Raw genomic sequence first — 18,449 nt, 5'->3', positions numbered from 1 at the left:
CGTTTTTGTTTTATCTTTGGAGCATGAAGCAAAATTCAGCGACATGGATAAGGTTCAGAAACAAAGAGGAAGCATCGTGCTACACAAAGAAACAAGGGACGGTGCAGACTACATACGGATAGAATATGCGAACAGTCAGGCTGTAACCCAACTGCTCGCCCAAGACACGGGTATGGAAATGGCTGGCAACGGCTCTGCATACATGGCATCAGCCGCTTTCAGCCTGCCGGATTTCTACGACCGCTATTCGCCCCACGCCTATATTGATTACAGCCGGGTTTACGTGCGGCATCCCAAACCTAAAAGGGAATACACACTGCCGAAAGGCTACCTCGAACTGCTGGAACAGAAGCGTTACAGCCCCTCGACCGTCAAAACATACCGTGCCTATTTCAGCGACTTCATGGAATATCACAAGGGACGGAACATCGACCGCCTGAAAGTGCCGGACATCAACAAGTACATACTCTATCTTGTGAACGAGAAGAAAATCTCGGTGTCGCAACAGAATATGCGCATCAATGCTATCAAGTTCTATTACGAACAGGTGAAAGGCGGCAAACGGCAATACTACGGCGGTATCACCCGTGCCAAAGAGTACAAGAGCCTGCCCGAAGTGTTGAGCAAGAATGAAATTAAGCGCATCCTTGCACAAATTTCCAACATCAAGCATCACTGCATGATTTCGTTGGTTTACTCTGCCGGACTTAGAAGAAGCGAATTGCTTAACCTGACCCCGCAGGACATCAACAGTGAAACAATGTCGGTTCGCATTATGGGCAAGGGGAAGAAATGCCGTTATTCGCTCCTTTCACCCAAGTTGCTGGAAGAACTACGGCACTACTTCCGGGAATATCGCCCACAAAAATGGTTGTTTGAGGGCGAAACACCCGGAGAGCAATATTCGGCAAGTGCATTGGTGAAAGTGCTGAAAGAAGCCGCACATCGTGCAGGCATCAAACACCGTGTACACGTACACATGCTGCGCCACTCCTTTGCCACACACTTGCTGGAACAGGGAACAGACCTGCACACGATACAGGAATTGCTGGGACACAACGACATCAAGACCACAACCATTTATCTTCATGTGTCAAGTGCCCATAAAGCAAAAATCCCTAATCCTCTTGATACACTGGATAATTCGTGAGGTGCAGTTATAGAAGTGTAGGAACGACACCATAAGGTGCGGTTATAAATAAATTAATATTAAAAGGAAACACTATGATACCTGATAAATTGAAAGATGATTTTAATTCATTGAGAAATATGTTTGATGAATTGAAAAGAGAAATTGATAAGAATGTTGTAAAGGAAGAGAATTACAAAGGTGAGTTCTACGAAATAGCTCCTTATTCTTATCAAAGAAATAGGTTTAAGCAAGGGAAAATAGTTGGAAATGTAACTTCTCTTAAAACAACTAATAACCTATTTACTTATTATTTCGATGCAAAAAATCAAATTATAGAAATCCGAGAGGGGCTGGAACTTAAAAATCAATTCTATTATACCTTTTTCATTTACGAAAAGGAACTTATGGATACGTTACAACATTCATTTGATTATAAGCCTAATGGAGAATTAAAATTTATTATTCTTTCGACTGAATTATATTCTGAAACAATCTATCAGGAAACATAAATTTAATATTAACAAGCCGGGATAACGGACTAACGCCGTTCCCCGTCAAGCCATTATGAACAATTAGAGTACACGATATGAGAAATGAAATTTTACAGTTGAAAGATTTGGGTCGTATGCCTAATGAAAGCATCAATGATACAGAGAGTATTGATGAATTAGTAAATACTTATGATGCCTTATTAGAACAAATACAACTTCCCATATCATTTGATGAAGCTATGGTGTTGGTACAAATCTTTCCTGAAAATGCTTTTTATGATTTGCAGTGGAGTTTATTAAAACTTGTAGAGTCTGTTTGCGTTGATGATGAGAATAAGTATATTCAGTTAATAAACTCTTGCCCAAGCCAAGAATGGCGGGACACTCTAAATGCTCGCTATGCAAATTATAAAAGGCACAAGGGGTAAAGTAAGTTCATAACAAGCCGGGATAACGGACTAACGCCGTTCCCCGCCAAGCCATTATCAACCATAAAGCGCATAAATATGTACGAAGAATTTTTAGAAAAGAGCCTCAATAATAAGAGGCAGGCAGTAGATGATACTTTTATTGCCAAATACGCCGATTTGTCCTACCCCGAACTGAATACTTTATGGCAGGAAGTCGGGCTGGGCAGTTATTGTAATGGGCTGTTTAAGCTTATCAATCCGTCCGATTACCAAGATGTGATAAACTCCTGTTATGAGAAGGAAGATGACAAATCGTTTCTGCCATTCATGTGTACGGCTTTCGGCGATGTCTTTGCCTATGTAAAGAACCCAAGACTGAATAATTACGTTGTTTATCTGAATGTCAGATACGGAACATATTTAATACTTCCTGCCAATCTTCGTGCAATTTTTAATAAGGTAATGGTAAATCAAAGTTTCTTGAAAGGTTGGTTTGACTTAGAAAATTATCCTGTAATACAAGAGAAACTCGGAACTCCCGACAATGACGAATGTTTCGGGTATTCCCTACTGTTGGCTATGGGAGGAAGTGAGGACATTGAAAACATCAAGATAGTCAAGACTATTCCGTACATTGACATCTGCACACAAACAATCGGTGAATTTGAAGTTGCAGATAAATATTGAGTATAGAACTGGTTGATAACAACGCAGGATAACGGACGAGCCGTTCCCTGCTAACCATTACCAACAAATAGCGTACATATATGAATGATGTAACAAAAGTAAGAATAGTATATGAATGTAGCATAATAGGTATTGTTTTGCTGACATTCTTAAAAGGTATGTTCCCATACATGGGAGCATGGTGGCGAGTAGCCCTTATTGCTTCACTTGTAGGATTGTGGTTTTCACTATCTTATCTGAAACAGCATAATTATAAATGGGGGTTCAATTACATAGGAAATCATTTATACATTAACCTCTTATTGAAAGTACAGAAGTGGTTTCAGAACGCTACAATCATAGCCTTATTGATACCTGTATTCTTAAAAGACCTCTTGTATAATCAATATTGCTTAGTAGCATATATATTGCTTGTAGGTATGTTCTTGGGCGTGAAGCTGGCTACTTACACAGTAGAGTACGCTATATATAAAAGTAAATTCATTGGTAACAAGGAAAGATAACCCCTGAATGGTGTTCCTTTCCAAACCATTAGATGTAATTATATGACATGAAAATCTATGAGAATAAAATATTGAGAATACTTGGATTTATTTTTATTTGGATTTATGTATTCGGTGTGGGCATTTGCTTTGCTGCAAAATGGTATGCTATTGGAATATCAGGAGCTATCTTATTGGTTGTTTGGTTAAATTCCGGACTTATTGGTGATACTATTTATAAATATAGAGTAAAACAGGCTACAAAACAAATAAAAAGGTATGGAATACAATTATTTGTTGATTTAAACCAATGTAAAGTCACTACACAGAAATGGAATACCAAGAAATCAAGGATGCAAGAGCCTATCTTTCGGATATTCCATACATGGGAAACCCAATTTTGGAATGGTGTCAGTGGCTATTTATTCCCTGACATTTATCATAGTGAACAAATCGTGTCCACTACAATATACACCGTAACGTACACAACCAAATACAATGGAAAGACAAAAACATTTCGCAGTGATGTAATCTTGAAGGAAAAAGTTTCATTGGAAATACTATTGCAACACTATGAAATGACAACGATTTACATAAATCCGAAGAATGACAATCAATATTATTTTGATTTGGATTTTCTAAAATAGATACAGCTAACAACGCAGGATAACGGCAAGTCGTTCCCTGCTAACCATTAAATAAACAATGAGTTCGCCTACTATCTTTTATAATCTTGGGAAAATTACAGTTTGGCTTTGGTACAGACTGATTAAAAAGAAGAAATTCAAATACAAGGATATGATATTCCAATATCCGGGTTGGTTGTTTTGGGTTATCGGCTTGGGAATTGGAGTATTAATAATAGTATGCGGTTATTTTCTGCTTATCCGGCTTGAAAACCAAAGAACAATATGAGTAGCCTTATCACAGCAAAGAGATTTGGAAAAGTTCTAATATGGGTATGGAACAGATATATAAAGAAAGCCGCCATTCCTTTTGAAGAACTTGATTTCCATTACCTCGATTGGGCTTTCATTATTACAGGTTGTATCTTTTTCGGGGTTGTGGCAGGTGTTACCCTGCTTTATTTTGCTTTTATAAAACAATAGACTATTAACAATGAAAGCCCAACTAAAATACCCGATATTCAGCTTTGCCCCCAAAGGCAACATGATATACGTGTTTCGCAAGGAAGAACTGTACACAACGACCAATACCAAGTTGTTGAAGAAGCGGAAGAACTACATTGTTGTGGATGCAACCGGGACGAAATATGTTGAAAAGGGGGCGCACAAAGTGAAGTGGCAAGGGATGTTGGGATATTGTATCAGGATGCAGGGACGTGTGATTTCCATTGAATACGAGTACGGGGACAACCCCGAACCGTTCCCGTTACGGAAACTGCAAGAACTGGTAGCGGAACGATACCCCAAGACACGGTGGTTCAAGGAAGAATGCTGGAACAGCGCAGACGAGTTCCGGCAAGTGATTTTCGCCTGCAAGACCTTTGAGGAAGTGGCGGACATACTGATGCCCGAACGAAAAACGAGCGTTTGGCAACGCATTGAAGAATATTTCCTGCGGGCAGGTTTTCTTATGCTTGCCGCCATGTTCCTTTATCACGTGGTTTGGCGGCTAATCCAAAAGGTCTGGCTATGGGCTACCGGGTAACGTACAGGAAACAAATCAATTTATTCAGATATGGAACAACGGATTACACCACTATTGCTTCCCACTCCCGAAGCGGAGTTGGAAGCGTCCTGCAAGGAACTGGACGAAAAGGTAACATGGCTGCTGCACAACAGCCGGAAAATGGACAACTACTTGGAACTTGAACCGTTCAGCAAGGACGGGCGGCTGTGCGCCCACGTGTGCGACACGCTCAAAAGCCTGCCGGAAACGCCGACACTGGCGGCGTACAAGGACTACAAGGCAATCATCATTCTGCTGGGTATGTCCACCACACATTACGCCATACTGGACGAACTGGCGGAACAGCACCGCAAGCGGGACGACATACCCGAACTGACCGCCTACTGCGATGCGCTCCACTGGATGCGACCGGGACGGCAGTACCTATGCAACGTATACAACACGGTATGCCACGCTTTCCACCTGCTGCGGAGAAACCCGGTAAGGGACAACCGCCTGCTGGTGACGGAAAAGGAGCTGCGCCACGCCGAACGGATGCTGCCGGAACTGGGCAGGCAGACGTTCACCGAAATGGTACGTCTGAAAGGCTACATGGTCTATGATGCCGAGCAACTGGCGGACAAATGCGGCATGGAATACGGCTCGTTCCGGCGAAAGGTAAAGAAAATGACCGGGTACACGGCTAAGGAATGGGTGATAAAGGAACGGGTAAAAGACGTGGAACACTACCTGATGAACACAAACCTCACGCTTACCGAAGTGGCGTTCACCACCGGGTTCGCATCGACATCGAACCTGAACGACTTCTGCAAGGCTTACTTGCTGGACACACCGGGCGAGATACGCAGAAAAGCGCAGGAAACAAGAAAATGCACAGTTACAAGAACGTAATGTGAAAAATCAAGAATAAAACAGATTTTTTATGCCCGTAACTTTGTGCTTCATAAAAGATAAGCACAAGATTATGGAACATAAGATACCGTTGGAAACATACTTCGCCGGACTGCTTCAAAAAGTGGAATGGCAGATACAGGAATACGAGGACACCGCAGCGGACACGCTGACGCTCTGCCGCCTGTGCGTGGACTACCTGCAAGAGATACTGGGCGAACTCAAAACCTTTATAATCTCCTACCCGTTCGCCAGCACGGAAGAAGAAATACACTTCTTCAAGGAACTGAAACCGCTTTTAGCGAGCAAAATCATCTATTACAACACCGTTTACAAGATAGAGGTGCGCTTCCCCAGCGGCAGCGAGGACGTGCAGCGGGACTACCTGCTGTCGGAAACCGACCGGATTTCAAAGTCGTTCCAGCGGAACTTGGCGTTCTACCAGTACCACCGCACGAAAGCCACCTACTTGGACAGGCAGTATTTCATGCGTGGGAAGCCTGACATACAAATCATTGTGGACAGTTTCTATTACGAAACAGACCCACAGTTCAGCACCAGTCACGACTTCAAGGTAGCCAAGATTTTAGCCAACGAACTGCTGGAAATATACCTCACCAACCGACTGCACGAACTGGAACGCCGGGAACAGCGCAAGCGGGTGAAGAACGGCTTCACAGGAAAGGTGCTACGCTGGACGGGGACGAAAAGGGCGTTGGTGGAGCTTGTCTATGCACTGGACGCCTGCGGCTGTCTGAACAAGGGAACGGTTGATATTAAGGAGATTGTAGCCTATTTTGAATACGTTTTCGACATCGACCTCGGCGACTTCTACCATACCTACATGGAACTCAAAGCCAAGACCAAAGACCGCACAGGCTTCCTCTCCACCCTGAAAGACAGGTTGCTGCTGCGCATGAGGGAACAGGATTAGGCAACCGTTCTTTAACAAAATTTATTTCGCCACAGGTGGGTTCGCCTGTGGCGTTTTATTTTTCAGGACACCCGAACTTTGCGGCAAATCAATTAGTTACCATTATGGAAATAATAACATTCGAGTCCAAAGCCTACAAGGAACTGGACAACAAAATTACTGCCATTGCCGATTACATATTCAATCATGTAGAAAAGGCAAAACAAAGTGAAGAAGATATGTGGGTGGACAGCTACGAGGTCTGCACGTTCCTGAAAATAAGCGAAAAGACCCTGCAACGCCTGCGGGTATCGGGGACTATCGCCTATTCCAACATCAGGGGACGTTATTTCTACAAGGTCAGCGAGATACGCCGGATGCTGGAAGAACGTTTGATTAGGAGCAACAAAGAGAACATCGACAACCTGATAACCAACCACCAACTGTATGCTAAGGAAAGAGGAAATCTTAGAAAGAACAAGTAACGGGCTGGCGGTATTCAAACACTACCTGCCCGGAAACTGGCGCATAGGTCGCAACTTCCTTAACCCGCTGTACGAGGACAGCAAGGCTTCCTGCAACATCTACTTCGACCGCCGGGGCGGTATCTACAAGATGAAAGACTTCGGCAACGACAGTTACAGCGGCGACTGCTTCTTCCTCGTGGGGCAGTTAAAGGGGCTGGACTGCAACCGGGCGGCTGACTTCGTGGAGATACTGGAAATCATCGACCGGGATTTGGGCTTGGGGCTGGCTTCCGGCACTCCGGTTTCCGTTCCCCCGGCAACCGTCCGCCGGGCAGAGCCGGACAAACCCGAAGAAAAGCCCGAAAAGCCCGTCAAGCCCTACCAGTTCCGGGAACAGAAATTTCCGCTTGCCGAACTGGTGTACTGGCAACAGTACGGCATCACGCCCGAACTGCTGGAACATTACAAGGTCTGCTCGCTCCGGGAATACAACAGCGAAACGGCAGAGGGCAAACCGTACACCTACACTTCATCGGTGGCAGAACCCATGTACGGCTACAAGGGCAAACAGTACATCAAGCTGTACCGCCCGTTCTCCACGCCCCGCTTCCTCTATGGCGGCAGCTTCGGCGAAAACTACTGTTTCGGGCTGGAGCAACTGCCCGCCAAAGGCGACACGCTATTCATCACGGGCGGCGAGAAAGACGTGCTTTCGCTGGCGGCGCATGGTTTTCACGCTATCTGCTTCAACAGTGAAACGGTGACGATACCGCCAACGCTGGTTTATCGGCTGACGTTCCGCTTCAAGCACATCGTCCTGCTCTTTGACATGGACAAGACGGGCAGGGAAAGCTCACGCAAGCAGGAAAAACTATTGGAAGAATTTGGCGTGAAACGCCTGCTGCTCCCGCTTCCGGGAACGAAAGAGGAAAAGGACATATCCGACTACTTCAAAGCCGGGAACACCCGTGAAGATTTCCTGAAACTGTTTATCGAATTTTTAGACAACCTGTATAGCGACACATTGATTATGCTTAAATCATGCGAGATAGATTTCAACAACCCGCCCGCCAAAGCGCAAGAGATTATTTCGGCGGGTGACGTTCCGTTAGGAACACAAGGCAACCTGTTCGGCATCACCGGGGGCGAGGGAACGGGCAAGAGCAATTATGTAGCCGCAATCGTGGCGGGCTGCATCTGCCCGGCTGGTGCGGAAGTAGATACACTGGGCGTACAGATAACCGCCAACGGCAGGCACAAGGCGGTCTTGCTCTATGATACCGAACAGTCGGAAGTGCAACTGTTCAAGAATGTAAGCAACCTGCTGGCACGTGCTAAACAGCCGGACAAACCCGATGAGCTGAAAGCGTTCTGCCTGACGGGTATGTCACGCAAGGAACGCTTGAACGCCATTGTGCAGAGCATGGATAAGTTCTACTACCAGTACGGCGGCATCCAGTTGGTCGTCATTGACGGCATCGCCGACCTTGTTAAGAGTGCCAACGATGAAGCGGAAAGCGTGGCGGTGATAGATGAACTTTATCGGCTGGCTGGCATCTACAACACGTGTATTCTGTGCGTGCTGCATTTCGTCCCCAACGGTTTGAAGCTGCGGGGACATTTGGGCAGCGAGTTGCAGCGCAAGGCGGCTACAATCCTTTCGATAGAGAAAGACGATGAACCCGCCCAGTCGGTAGTGAAAGCCCTGAAAGTAAGGGACGGAAGCCCGCTGGACGTGCCGCTGATGCTCTTTGCATGGGACAAGGAAGCCGGGATGCACGTGTACAAGGGCGAGAAGCCCCGTGAGGAAAAGGAGAAACGCAAGGAAAGGGAACTGGTGAATGTCGCACGTGACATCTTCGGGCGGCAGACACGCATCACCTACATAGACCTTTGCGAGCAGTTGCAGCAGGTCTTGGACATCAAGGAACGCACCGCAAAGAGCTATATCCGCTTCATGCGGGAAAGGGACATCATCACCAAAGACACGGCGAACCAAAGCTGTTTTGTCATCGGTTCATATAATCTTCGATGGAACACAGGTTGTCCATAAACGTATGGATAAAACTTGTGTAATTCATGTGCTTGTGTCCTGCCCTGTTGTGAAACACGGCAGGATTTTTTCTGTTTGCACGTGAAAATTCAGGGTATTTGCTTAACTTTGCAGAAGTTACACGAAAAAAGTAACGGCAGTTGGACGGCGGTTGCCGGAATATTGCCTTTATATATAACATATACGTTCGCCGAACGTCCCAAAGTAGAAAACTGGCACTTTTCAAAATGTGGGGATATTCAGCGCAGGATATGCTATGCGTTTGTCATAGCGTGGCTGCACTGTTTCCACATTTGGGTATGCCAGTACCTCTACTTTGAAACAGCGTCATGCCACGCTTTCTTTTTGAGGTGGCGGCTAACGTGCAAAGACAGTAGGGATTTATATCACTTTAATACCTGACAATATGGAACAAATCAAAGCGCACATCGCCGTATCGCTGGACGGGCATACCGCCACACCGGACTATGAACTGGACTGGATGCCCCGTGAGGTCAAGGAACTGGCGGCAAGGGAACACGCCGCCGCAAGCTGCCTGCTTATGGGGGCGAACACCTACAACTACATCTTTGAACACTGGGGCGGGTGGCCGCACAAAAGCAAGCGGTCTTTTGTGGTGTCACACTACGACACCAACGTGACGCCGGACTGCGGCGTGGAGTTCCTGACCGAAGAACCGCTGCAAAGGGTCTATGAACTTAAACAGGAAACCGACATACTGGTGGTGGGCGGTGGTAAGCTGCTTACTTCATTGATTAAAGCCGGGTTGCTGGACAGCCTGACAATATACACCGTCCCGGTCATGGCGGGCAAAGGCATCGGCTTTATCGGGGAAACATTCGGCTCACATTGGAAACTCTCGGAAAGCAGGGTGCTGGATAACGGGGTGGTCTGTTCGACCTACCTGTTTGGCGGGAGCGTATAAAAAAATGCGCCCGGTTCCCGCCGGGCGCAACCACTAAAATTTCAATTATTATAAGTTGTAAAACCTATCACAATGAAATTTCAGTGGCAAAGATAGGCTATTTCTTCGGTTTCGCTTTCTTTTCGGGGAATGAAAAACCGACATTGAACTGCTCGTCCAGCAACAGCGAAGCATCGAAAGCCTTGCCGTTCTTGCCCTTGAAGCCCTTGATTAGCCCGGTCTTGCGTTTCGTCACCAACTCGACAATCTGCTTGTCGGAAAGCTGCTTGTCGCACTTGTTGCGGAATATGGTAAGCGTGCAATCCACGTTGGAACACTTCGCCACTTTCGGGTAGAACAGGATGCGTCCGCTACCGCATTTCGGGCAGGGGCAGGTTTCACCGCCCGCAACAGATAATTGTACCGAAAGCAGTTCCGCCGTGATTTGGGCGGCGTACACCTCGATACCCTTTCGGAACGTATCGGCATCCATGCTGCCCGCTTCTATCTTGGAAAGGGCGGTTTCCCACATACCCGTCATTTCGACATCGGCAATCTTCTTGTCCTTGACAATCTTGTAAACGGCAAGCCCCTTGTCAGTAGGCACAAGGTTCTTCTTCTCACGCACGATGTACTGGCGGGCGAACAGCGTTTCGATAATCGCCGCACGGGTGGCGGGTGTGCCTATCCCGGCATCTTTCAGGCTGGCTTTCAGTTCGGCATCTTCCAGTTCCTTTCCGGCGTTTTCCATTGCCGCAAGCAGGCTGCTTTCCGTGTGCAGCGGTTTCGGCTTGGTCTGCTTCTCCAACAGTTCCACGTTGAAAATCGGCAGGCTTTCGCCCTCTTGAAGTGGCGGCAGGCTGGCGGCTTCTTCGTCCCCGCCCGTTTCCTGCTCGCCGAACACGGCACGCCAGCCTGCTACTTTCATCACAGCCCCTTTTACCGTGAAGTCGGTATCTCCAGCCGACAATATGGCGGTGGTAACGTCTTTCACGCACTTGCCCGAAAAGGCTTCCAGCATACGCCCGGCTACCAGCTCGTAAACCGCCCGCTCGTCTTTGGAGAGTTCGCCGGGCAGGTTCTCGGTAACGATTAAGGCGTGGTGGTCGGTCACTTTGCCGTCATTCACGCTACGGCGGTTCAGGGGTGTGCCGTCCAGCCCGGCGGCATACCCGGCAAAGCGGGGGTATTGCCCCAGCAGGGCGACACGCTCCGGCATTTCATCGAAAACGTCCTCCGATATATAGCGGCTTCCGGTTCTCGGGTAGGACATCACTTTCTTTTCATACAGGCTTTGCGCTATGGAAAGCGTCTTGTCAGCCGAGAAGTTCAGCTTCGTGTTCGCTTCCTTTTGCAGCGTGGTAAGGTCGTACAAAAGCGGCGGTTCTTGGCAGGCTTCTTTCCTCTCAACGGATTTAACCACAAGTTGCCCGGCATCCTTTACCCGTTGCAGGGCGGCTATGGCTTCGGGCTGCTGTTCCCACTTGGCGGTCGATTGGGCGGTAAAATTTATTCCCCCGCTGGCGGTCGCCGCTTTGAGTTGCCAAAACTTGGCGGGTACGAAATTCTTGTTCTCCAAATAGCGGCTGCATATCATCACGAGCGTGGGTGTCTGTACCCTGCCCAGCGAGAACACCCCCTGCCCGGCGGCAACGCTCAACGCTTGGGTGGCGTTTATCCCTATCAGCCAGTCCGCTTCGCTGCGGGACTTGGCAGAGAAATAGAGGTTATCGTAACGCTCTCCCGGCTGCAAGTTATCCAGCCCCTCACGGATTGCCTTGTCGGTAAGGCTACTTATCCACAGGCGCACAAATGGTTTCCGACAATTCAGGTAATGGAAGATATAGCGGAAGATTAACTCACCCTCACGTCCGGCATCGGTGGCGACAATAATCCGGTCGCACTGGTCGAACACTTCCTTTATCACTTTCAACTGTTTCAGCACGCCGGGGTCTGCCTTGTAGCCTTTCTCCGCTTTCACCTGACGGGGGATTAGCTGGAAATCGGGCGGCAGTATGGGCAGGCTCTCCCGGCGGAAGTTCGCCACGCCGTAGGCTTCCGGCATGGCAAGCTGGATTAAGTGGCCGAACGCCCATGTCACCATATACCCGTTGCCGGAAAGATAACCGTCATTACGCCCGGTCGCACCGATGATGCGGGCGATGTCCTTTGCCACGCTGGGCTTCTCTGCTATCAATGCAATCATAATTCTTTACTTTTTAAGGTGGGTACTACATTTTCATTCCTCTGGACTTCTTGGGCTTGTCCGCTTTCAGGCTCTTGTCCTGCGCCTTGTCCTGCTTCTCTTTCTGCTTGGCGGTGGGCTTGTCCTGACCCTGTTTCAGCGGCTCTTTGCCCTGCTTGGTGGCTTCGTTGGTCTTGCCCCCCGAATTGACCGCTACCTGCGTCCGGCTCTCGGCGGCGGGGGTAACGTCTTTCGGCTGCACCTTGTCGGGGGATTTGCCCTGTACGCCGGGCTGCACATGACCGTTGAACTCAACGCCCTTTCCGTCCTTTATCCCGGCTACCTGCTGTTCTGCGGGCTGCTGTCCCTGCTGCAAGAACTGGACGGCGGCACGGGGCAGGAACTCCAAGCCACGCTCCACCGCACTGACCTGCAAATAGGCACTGCGCTTCGTGCCGTCCCTGAATTGCAGGTTTTCCATTTTCACCGCTTGCCCGGCTTCAAAGGCGGCTTTCTGTTCCGGGCTGACTTGCACGTTACAGATTGTATCGGGGCATTTCCATTTGTCAGCCCGCATGTATTCCAGTTCGTGCGTGTACCTGTCCCGGCTGACAAACACGGGGATTTGCTCGCCGCTTTTCGGGTCTTTGATTTCAGCGATGCCGCCCAAGTTGCCAGTGCCTTGCAAGTTGCCCTGTTCCTGCTTGGTGAACCCGTGTTCATGGAACGGGCGTTGCAACAGCTTTTCGTCCTGCTGCACGCCGTGCAGCTTGGGTATTACCGTGCCGTCCTTTGCCTGATAGAAAGAGAGCTTGACATCGGTAGGTTTGAGGTAGAAGCCGCCCACCGTCCCCGAAACGGTGTAGGTATTTCGGGACTTGTAGCCACGCATCACCCGGTCGAAGTCCTTCGTGTTTTTCAGGGTGTCGGCGGTGATGCCGACTTTTTTCAGGTTCTCCCAGTCGATTTTTGCCGGGTCGAAGCGGTAACCCTGCTTGAACTCGTGGAAGTCGGGCTTCGGAACTCGAAGCATTTCAGCCCGCTTGTCGCCCTCCGGTGTAGGGTTGCGGTGGTTTTCCTCGATTGCCTTTGCGTCCTGCTCCGCTTTGGAAGCCTTGACGCTGAACAGTTCCAGCCCGGAAGTGTCCTGATACTTGCGGTAGAAGTTGGAAATGAAGTTGCTGAACACATCGCTGTTCTTGTCCACCTGCATGAACTCGCCACCGTGTGTCGGCGGTACGGTCTGCAAATTGCCCTCCTTGTTGATACCCTTAACGGCACTCACCTTTCCCTGCTGTTTATCCAAGACCAGCAGCACGTCTTTTTCCTGCCCCTCTGCGGGCGGGGTCATTCTGTTTGCCATAAATAATTGGAATTTTAGTGGTTACGGGAATAGTCCCGCCCAAAGGTAGCGACTAAATATGCTATATTTGGACGGGCGGCAAGGGCTGTCCGAATTTGTCCTGCGGTGTCCCGATTTGTCCGGGTGGGATGAAATTCCGCAACCATTGGTTGCGGAATTGAAAAGGGCATAAAAAAAGAGAGTGAATGATTTCACTCTCTTTCGATGAACCCTTTGTGAACCCTTTGGTCGTTTTTTGAAATAGCTAAAACTCAAGTAATTTGCATATTTTGCAAAAGAAAATCATTCGAGTATGAACCATATGTGAACCCTTTAATGGATTAGCGGGGAACACTGTTTAAGCGTCATCGCGCTTCGTTAGTAATCTGTTATTGCACTCGTTTCAAATCCCCGATAGATTGGAGTGACATTTCTATGTAGGGAATAGTTTTTAGAATATGGATGTTATCTATTGCTTCTTTACCACCCAATGCCGATACAAGACATGGAGATTATAGAATAAAAATAATTCATCTTTCTTATTATCAGTCATTTGAATATTTTCTGTTTTTCTCTATTTTTGCCATTTTCTGTTATTCAGTACACTTTGAAATATCATTTTCTTTTGTACCTTTGCATCCGCAGAAAACAAAAGAAAATCAACTATTTAGTGTAATTACCCGGTTACGGCACCTAAATCGAGATAAAACCTCTAAACAATGGCAATGTTAGAAAATAAAACGAAAGAAAACCCCAAGCTGGAGCAAAATAAGCTCTCGGACGGTAGAATAAGCCTTTACTTAGAGTATTATTTCCTCCTCAAATTATTAAAAGTAATACTGTCAAAAAGAAATACCTTTTATTCTTACTCTTTTCGCCAGTACTTATATCTTGCAGTCAACAGAAAAAAGTTTAGTACGGTTTGGATATATAGACAAAAAACAGACTAAACTCCAAACATGGAAATTCAGATATTTTTTATACATTTCTCTTATATACAAATGATAGCCGAATTCAATTCATATATGAGTAACATAGACATAGACTTCTTCAAGGAGTTGTGTCTGAAACATGGAGAGTTACGACATTATAAAAAGAATGAGTTTATTCTCCATGAAGGTGATGCCTGTTCTTTCTTCGGGTTTATCTTATCAGGCGTAGTCAAATACAGTTGCACCAACCGGACAGAAAACAAGCCGTATAATGTCGGTTTTTCCTTTCCAAATGAATTTATAGCCGATTATCCCACTTGCTTATATGGCATGAAATCAGAATTGAATATACAGGCGATAATCCCGTGCGAGATTTACATCTGTTCTTCTACATTCTTACAGCAAAAATTCAAGGAAAATAATGAAAACCAACGGATAGCCCGTATTGCAGCCGAACAGATGTTTTTCCAATCATATTCACGTTATTTGGATTTATTCAGATTCACACCGGAAGAGCGTTACCTCCAACTTTTAAAAAAATGCCCTGCAATCCTTCAAATGGTATCACTAAAAGAAATAGCATCCTACCTTAAAATTACACCCATACACATGAGCCGAATCAGACGCAAGCAAAGTTTTGACAACAAAAAATAAACATAGGTTTAGAAATTTACATTCATAACAATATTCCAAGAGTATCTTAATCTGCCAAAGAATTCTTCTTTTTATCTTTGTCTTATCTTTGGTTGGTTCAACGAAGAGACAAAATAAAGATTGAATGAGTTAAACAAGAGATTAAAAAAAAGAATATGAAAACAAAAGAAATTCTTGGAATACTTATGCTATTCCTCTGTACATTCAGCTTTATAAGCTGCGACGATGATAATGAACAGACAAATGAATTAACCCCCGAAGCACTTTATCAGACTTCATGGCGTGGAACAGGGCATTGTGAGGCTTGGACAGTACAAAATATGGGGGTCGGTATGCAATTTGTAGATACTCGGAAAGGGAAAGTAAATTGGGAAGGTTACGATGAAATTGATATTACTTATACAATAGAAGGGAAATATATCACATTTAATAGCAATGCTTTATATTTGGGTGGAGCCCCTTGGATTATCAAAAGCTATACCCAAAAACATATAACCATTATACAGAATGAAATTAGTCCAGATAAAGAGAAAGTAGCTACAATTGAATTAGAGAAAATAGATTAAACTGAATCATGGGAACATTAAGTTGCATAAATGTATGCTACAACAGAACAATGAGAACCGTGAGATTTGCAAATTGAGCAAAGAAAGTCATAAATACCTTGTAAATAAAGGAAAAAATGCAGATTCATCTAATATTCCTTTATGTGCTATTATCGGGCTGGTCTATGGGCTGAAACACAAGGAAAAGAGATTCACCTTGTTCTTTTGTATAGGATTGGTTATTGGGTTAGGATGAGCAATTTATATGCTACTGCTAATAAGGTCAATGTAAATCAAAGGAATATGAAACTGAAATATATATTGAATGCTATACTATTTGTTTTGGCATTATCTTTTTTGTCTATGTGTATATTTAAGACTACAGAGTTAAGTTTAAAATGTATGCAATTTGCTGTATCTATCTCTTGTATAGGAGCAATGTTTTCTACAAAAAGATATAGATACATATTTGCATCTATTGCTTTAATCATTATAGGAATATCTTTTTCACTTTAAATGTCCATAATAACGATAATGATTTGATTATTGAATGGTATAATAATAGTCCAGTCTACAGATAGCGACTAAAAACGGGGGCAAGGGATGCCCGAATCTGTCCTGCGGAGCTTGAAATTATCCGGGTGCGGTAAATCTCCAACTGTTGGTTGGAGATTTAAAACGGGTACAGACCGAAGTTAATCGCTTGCTTTAAACGAGCCATTTGTGAGCCATTTGTATATATTGTTCTCGGCTTATAATCAACAGTTTTACAAAAATCGCATTATACTTGTGAGCCATTTGTGAAGCGTTTATGAAGCGTATGGCAAGCCTTTGATTGAGTTTCCGTTATTCTCCTATTATCAGGTGACACGACAAAAAGAAAACATCTTCGGCAAAATCTTTGTTATGTTTTTGCAGGTGATTACATAATATACTATCTTTGCATATAGAAACAAAGGACATAAATATGGCTTCATTCAGAAAAGAGATACTTGGGCAGATTGAACGGATAGATACCGGGCGTATATTCACGTTCCGGGATTTATCGTTTGAAACGGAAAAGACCGCCAATGTTGCGGTGCTGCTCTCCGAACAGAGCCGCAAAGGGGTACTGGTACGGGTTGAAAAGGGGGCGTACTACCGTCCCAAGAAATCAGTGCTGGGGCTGGGAAAGCTGCCAGTCTATCAGGATGAACAGTTCCGCTACCTGACTGAAAAACTGAACGGCTATATCACGGGGGCTTACATCTATAACAAAATGGGGCTGACCGAACAGGTTGCCACAACCATAACGATAGCCACTCCTAACCCGGTTCGCCGTTTCCGTTTCAAGAACTTGGATATAGAGTGCGTGAAAGCCTACTGCATGGACTACCCGGATGAAAGCCTTGTCCCGTACTTGCGGCTGCTCGATGCGATAAAGGACATGAAGCGCATACCCGGAACAACCGGGCAGGACATCTACAACCGGGTCAAGAGCCAATATTTCAACGGGTACAGCCTGCCGGAACTGGAAAAAATCGTATCTTTGGCGAAAAGTTACCCGCCACGTGTCAGAAAGGTGGTGGCGGACATACTGGGCGACATCAGACAAACCGTATTGCAAACAGAAATGGCAAAGACCATTCTTCCCACGACACGGTTCAACTTGGATTATAAAACGGCATAGGACAGAAATATGAATTTACATTCGGACAAGGAAGCGTTCAAGGAAATCATCGCACTGGCGGCTGAACATTTCGGCTACGAGCAGTCGCACGTGGAAAAGGATTACTGGGTATCGAAGATACTGCGGGATATTTCCATGTCCGAATATGCGGATAAGACCTACTTCAAAGGCGGGACTTCACTTTCCAAAGCCTACGGGCTGATAGAACGCTTCTCGGAAGATTTGGACTTGTTCGTGTTCACGGGTGACAAAGGTGCGTCCAAGCAGGCTGAAAAGACATTGAACAAGAAACTTTCCAAATATATAGCCGAACTTAACAGTGACATATACAAGGAAGATTTGTCGGAAACGGGCGGTAATTACCGCAAACTGTATTTCTCGTATGACAATGTATTTCAGGGTGTGGGACTAAAAGAGCATTTGGAAGTAGAGATAAAATCCTGTGACCTGCCGGACAAAAAACTGATGTTCTACCCGGCGGACAAGCGGGTTATCAAACCGATTGTGACCGCCTTTCTTGAAAGCATCGGGCAAGAGGAACTGATAAGCACCTACGGGCTGGGAAGTTTTGAAACGCAGTGCATCAATCCCCGAAAGACTATCTGCGACAAGGTTTCAAGGCTGGTAAAGCTGTCTTACAATGAGGATGCAGCCGCACTGCTGGCAAAGCATATCCGTGACGTTTACGACTTGTCGGCACTCTACCACAATCAGGGATATAACGATTACCTACATTCGGAAGATTTCTTGGATGCCATGTACCGGGTGACGATAGAGGACGGGCTAAACAAAAACTCCCGTTCGCACTTGTCGCTGGCTGATGCTCCGATATTCAAGGATGCCGAAGCGGTCATGGCGTTACCCGAAGTGGCTACGGCGTACACTACCGATTTGAAGAAACTGACCTTTGACAAAAGCAATATGCCGCCGATAGGCAAGGCTGTGGAAACATTGAAGAACCTGCACGAAATATTAGTGCGTTTTGAAGCCTACCGCACAAAAAAACAGAATGAAGAACAACCGTAAAGCTACATCGGCT

General features: G+C 46.0%; 20 protein-coding genes. 18 read left to right on the top strand and 2 right to left on the bottom strand.

Going from position 1 to position 18,449, the window contains the following annotated elements:
• Nucleotides 1–43: 43 nt before the first annotated feature.
• The 14 genes from R3O62_RS10580 (at nucleotide 44) to R3O62_RS10515 (ending at nucleotide 10,104) form a co-directional block, all read left to right on the top strand.
• The gene (locus tag R3O62_RS10580; RefSeq protein ID WP_065540254.1) at nucleotides 44–1,150 is read left to right on the top strand and encodes a tyrosine-type recombinase/integrase; all 1,107 of its coding nucleotides are present in this window, start codon (nucleotides 44–46) and stop codon (nucleotides 1,148–1,150) included.
• A 74-nt stretch (nucleotides 1,151–1,224) separates the two neighbouring features.
• Nucleotides 1,225–1,641, top strand: coding sequence for a hypothetical protein (locus tag R3O62_RS10575; protein ID WP_317473017.1), 417 nt, complete (start codon nucleotides 1,225–1,227; stop codon nucleotides 1,639–1,641).
• Nucleotides 1,642–1,718: 77 nt separating this feature from the next.
• Nucleotides 1,719–2,051 carry a hypothetical protein gene (locus tag R3O62_RS10570; RefSeq protein WP_032535954.1) on the top strand — a complete coding sequence of 111 codons (333 nt, stop codon included), beginning with the start codon at nucleotides 1,719–1,721 and terminating at the stop codon, nucleotides 2,049–2,051.
• Nucleotides 2,052–2,129: 78 nt separating this feature from the next.
• Nucleotides 2,130–2,720 carry a T6SS immunity protein Tdi1 domain-containing protein gene (locus R3O62_RS10565; RefSeq protein WP_032535959.1) on the top strand — a complete coding sequence of 197 codons (591 nt, stop codon included), beginning with the start codon at nucleotides 2,130–2,132 and terminating at the stop codon, nucleotides 2,718–2,720.
• Between the two features lie 80 nt (nucleotides 2,721–2,800).
• Nucleotides 2,801–3,223, top strand: a complete 423-nt coding sequence (locus R3O62_RS10560) for a hypothetical protein (RefSeq protein ID WP_004329681.1) — start codon at nucleotides 2,801–2,803, stop codon at nucleotides 3,221–3,223.
• Between the two features lie 47 nt (nucleotides 3,224–3,270).
• Nucleotides 3,271–3,849, top strand: coding sequence for a hypothetical protein (locus tag R3O62_RS10555; protein ID WP_317473016.1), 579 nt, complete (start codon nucleotides 3,271–3,273; stop codon nucleotides 3,847–3,849).
• A 264-nt stretch (nucleotides 3,850–4,113) separates the two neighbouring features.
• Nucleotides 4,114–4,311 carry a hypothetical protein gene (locus R3O62_RS10550; RefSeq protein ID WP_117721672.1) on the top strand — a complete coding sequence of 66 codons (198 nt, stop codon included), beginning with the start codon at nucleotides 4,114–4,116 and terminating at the stop codon, nucleotides 4,309–4,311.
• Nucleotides 4,312–4,321: 10 nt separating this feature from the next.
• Nucleotides 4,322–4,873, top strand: a complete 552-nt coding sequence (locus R3O62_RS10545; protein ID WP_117721671.1) for a hypothetical protein — start codon at nucleotides 4,322–4,324, stop codon at nucleotides 4,871–4,873.
• On the top strand, nucleotides 4,858–5,037 hold the full coding sequence (locus R3O62_RS10540) for a hypothetical protein (RefSeq protein ID WP_250721547.1): 180 nt from the start codon (nucleotides 4,858–4,860) through the stop codon (nucleotides 5,035–5,037). The genes R3O62_RS10545 and R3O62_RS10540 overlap by 16 nt, the downstream gene beginning before the upstream one ends.
• Nucleotides 4,952–5,746 carry a helix-turn-helix domain-containing protein gene (locus R3O62_RS10535; protein WP_250721546.1) on the top strand — a complete coding sequence of 265 codons (795 nt, stop codon included), beginning with the start codon at nucleotides 4,952–4,954 and terminating at the stop codon, nucleotides 5,744–5,746. The genes R3O62_RS10540 and R3O62_RS10535 overlap by 86 nt, the downstream gene beginning before the upstream one ends.
• A gap of 31 nt (nucleotides 5,747–5,777) precedes the next feature.
• Nucleotides 5,778–6,680 (top strand): RteC domain-containing protein, encoded by a 903-nt coding sequence (locus R3O62_RS10530; protein WP_118023843.1) that lies wholly within the window; start codon nucleotides 5,778–5,780, stop codon nucleotides 6,678–6,680.
• A 104-nt stretch (nucleotides 6,681–6,784) separates the two neighbouring features.
• Nucleotides 6,785–7,144, top strand: coding sequence for a helix-turn-helix domain-containing protein (locus tag R3O62_RS10525; RefSeq protein ID WP_004309986.1), 360 nt, complete (start codon nucleotides 6,785–6,787; stop codon nucleotides 7,142–7,144).
• The gene (locus R3O62_RS10520; protein ID WP_118023844.1) at nucleotides 7,107–9,179 is read left to right on the top strand and encodes a bifunctional DNA primase/helicase; all 2,073 of its coding nucleotides are present in this window, start codon (nucleotides 7,107–7,109) and stop codon (nucleotides 9,177–9,179) included. The genes R3O62_RS10525 and R3O62_RS10520 overlap by 38 nt, the downstream gene beginning before the upstream one ends.
• Before the next feature lie 406 nt (nucleotides 9,180–9,585).
• On the top strand, nucleotides 9,586–10,104 hold the full coding sequence (locus R3O62_RS10515; RefSeq protein ID WP_118023845.1) for a dihydrofolate reductase family protein: 519 nt from the start codon (nucleotides 9,586–9,588) through the stop codon (nucleotides 10,102–10,104).
• Nucleotides 10,105–10,201: 97 nt separating this feature from the next.
• On the opposite strand, the gene R3O62_RS10510 is transcribed toward R3O62_RS10515, so the two are convergent.
• Entirely contained in the window at nucleotides 10,202–12,289 is a 2,088-nt protein-coding gene (locus R3O62_RS10510) for a type IA DNA topoisomerase (RefSeq protein ID WP_118023846.1), read from the bottom strand.
• A 25-nt stretch (nucleotides 12,290–12,314) separates the two neighbouring features.
• The gene (locus R3O62_RS10505) at nucleotides 12,315–13,631 is read right to left on the bottom strand and encodes a DUF4099 domain-containing protein (protein ID WP_122134149.1); all 1,317 of its coding nucleotides are present in this window, start codon (nucleotides 13,629–13,631) and stop codon (nucleotides 12,315–12,317) included.
• A gap of 938 nt (nucleotides 13,632–14,569) precedes the next feature.
• On the opposite strand from R3O62_RS10505, the gene R3O62_RS10500 reads away from it, so the two are divergent.
• The 4 genes from R3O62_RS10500 to R3O62_RS10485 all read left to right on the top strand — a co-directional run bounded on the left by R3O62_RS10500 (nucleotide 14,570) and on the right by R3O62_RS10485 (nucleotide 18,436).
• On the top strand, nucleotides 14,570–15,196 hold the full coding sequence (locus R3O62_RS10500; RefSeq protein ID WP_004309980.1) for a Crp/Fnr family transcriptional regulator: 627 nt from the start codon (nucleotides 14,570–14,572) through the stop codon (nucleotides 15,194–15,196).
• Between the two features lie 155 nt (nucleotides 15,197–15,351).
• The gene (locus R3O62_RS10495) at nucleotides 15,352–15,762 is read left to right on the top strand and encodes a hypothetical protein (protein WP_004309979.1); all 411 of its coding nucleotides are present in this window, start codon (nucleotides 15,352–15,354) and stop codon (nucleotides 15,760–15,762) included.
• A gap of 946 nt (nucleotides 15,763–16,708) precedes the next feature.
• Nucleotides 16,709–17,410 carry a DUF6088 family protein gene (locus tag R3O62_RS10490; RefSeq protein WP_011202384.1) on the top strand — a complete coding sequence of 234 codons (702 nt, stop codon included), beginning with the start codon at nucleotides 16,709–16,711 and terminating at the stop codon, nucleotides 17,408–17,410.
• 9 nt (nucleotides 17,411–17,419) lie between these two features.
• A complete protein-coding gene (locus R3O62_RS10485; RefSeq protein WP_032588333.1) occupies nucleotides 17,420–18,436 on the top strand; it encodes a nucleotidyl transferase AbiEii/AbiGii toxin family protein in 1,017 nt (338 codons plus the stop codon).
• Nucleotides 18,437–18,449 lie beyond the last annotated feature (13 nt).

Origin of the sequence: Bacteroides hominis (assembly GCF_033042785.2) — a bacterium.
Lineage (GTDB): Bacteria > Bacteroidota > Bacteroidia > Bacteroidales > Bacteroidaceae > Bacteroides > Bacteroides hominis.
Note: the sequence above shows the minus strand (reverse complement) of the source record. Positions and strands in the feature narration are given on the sequence as shown.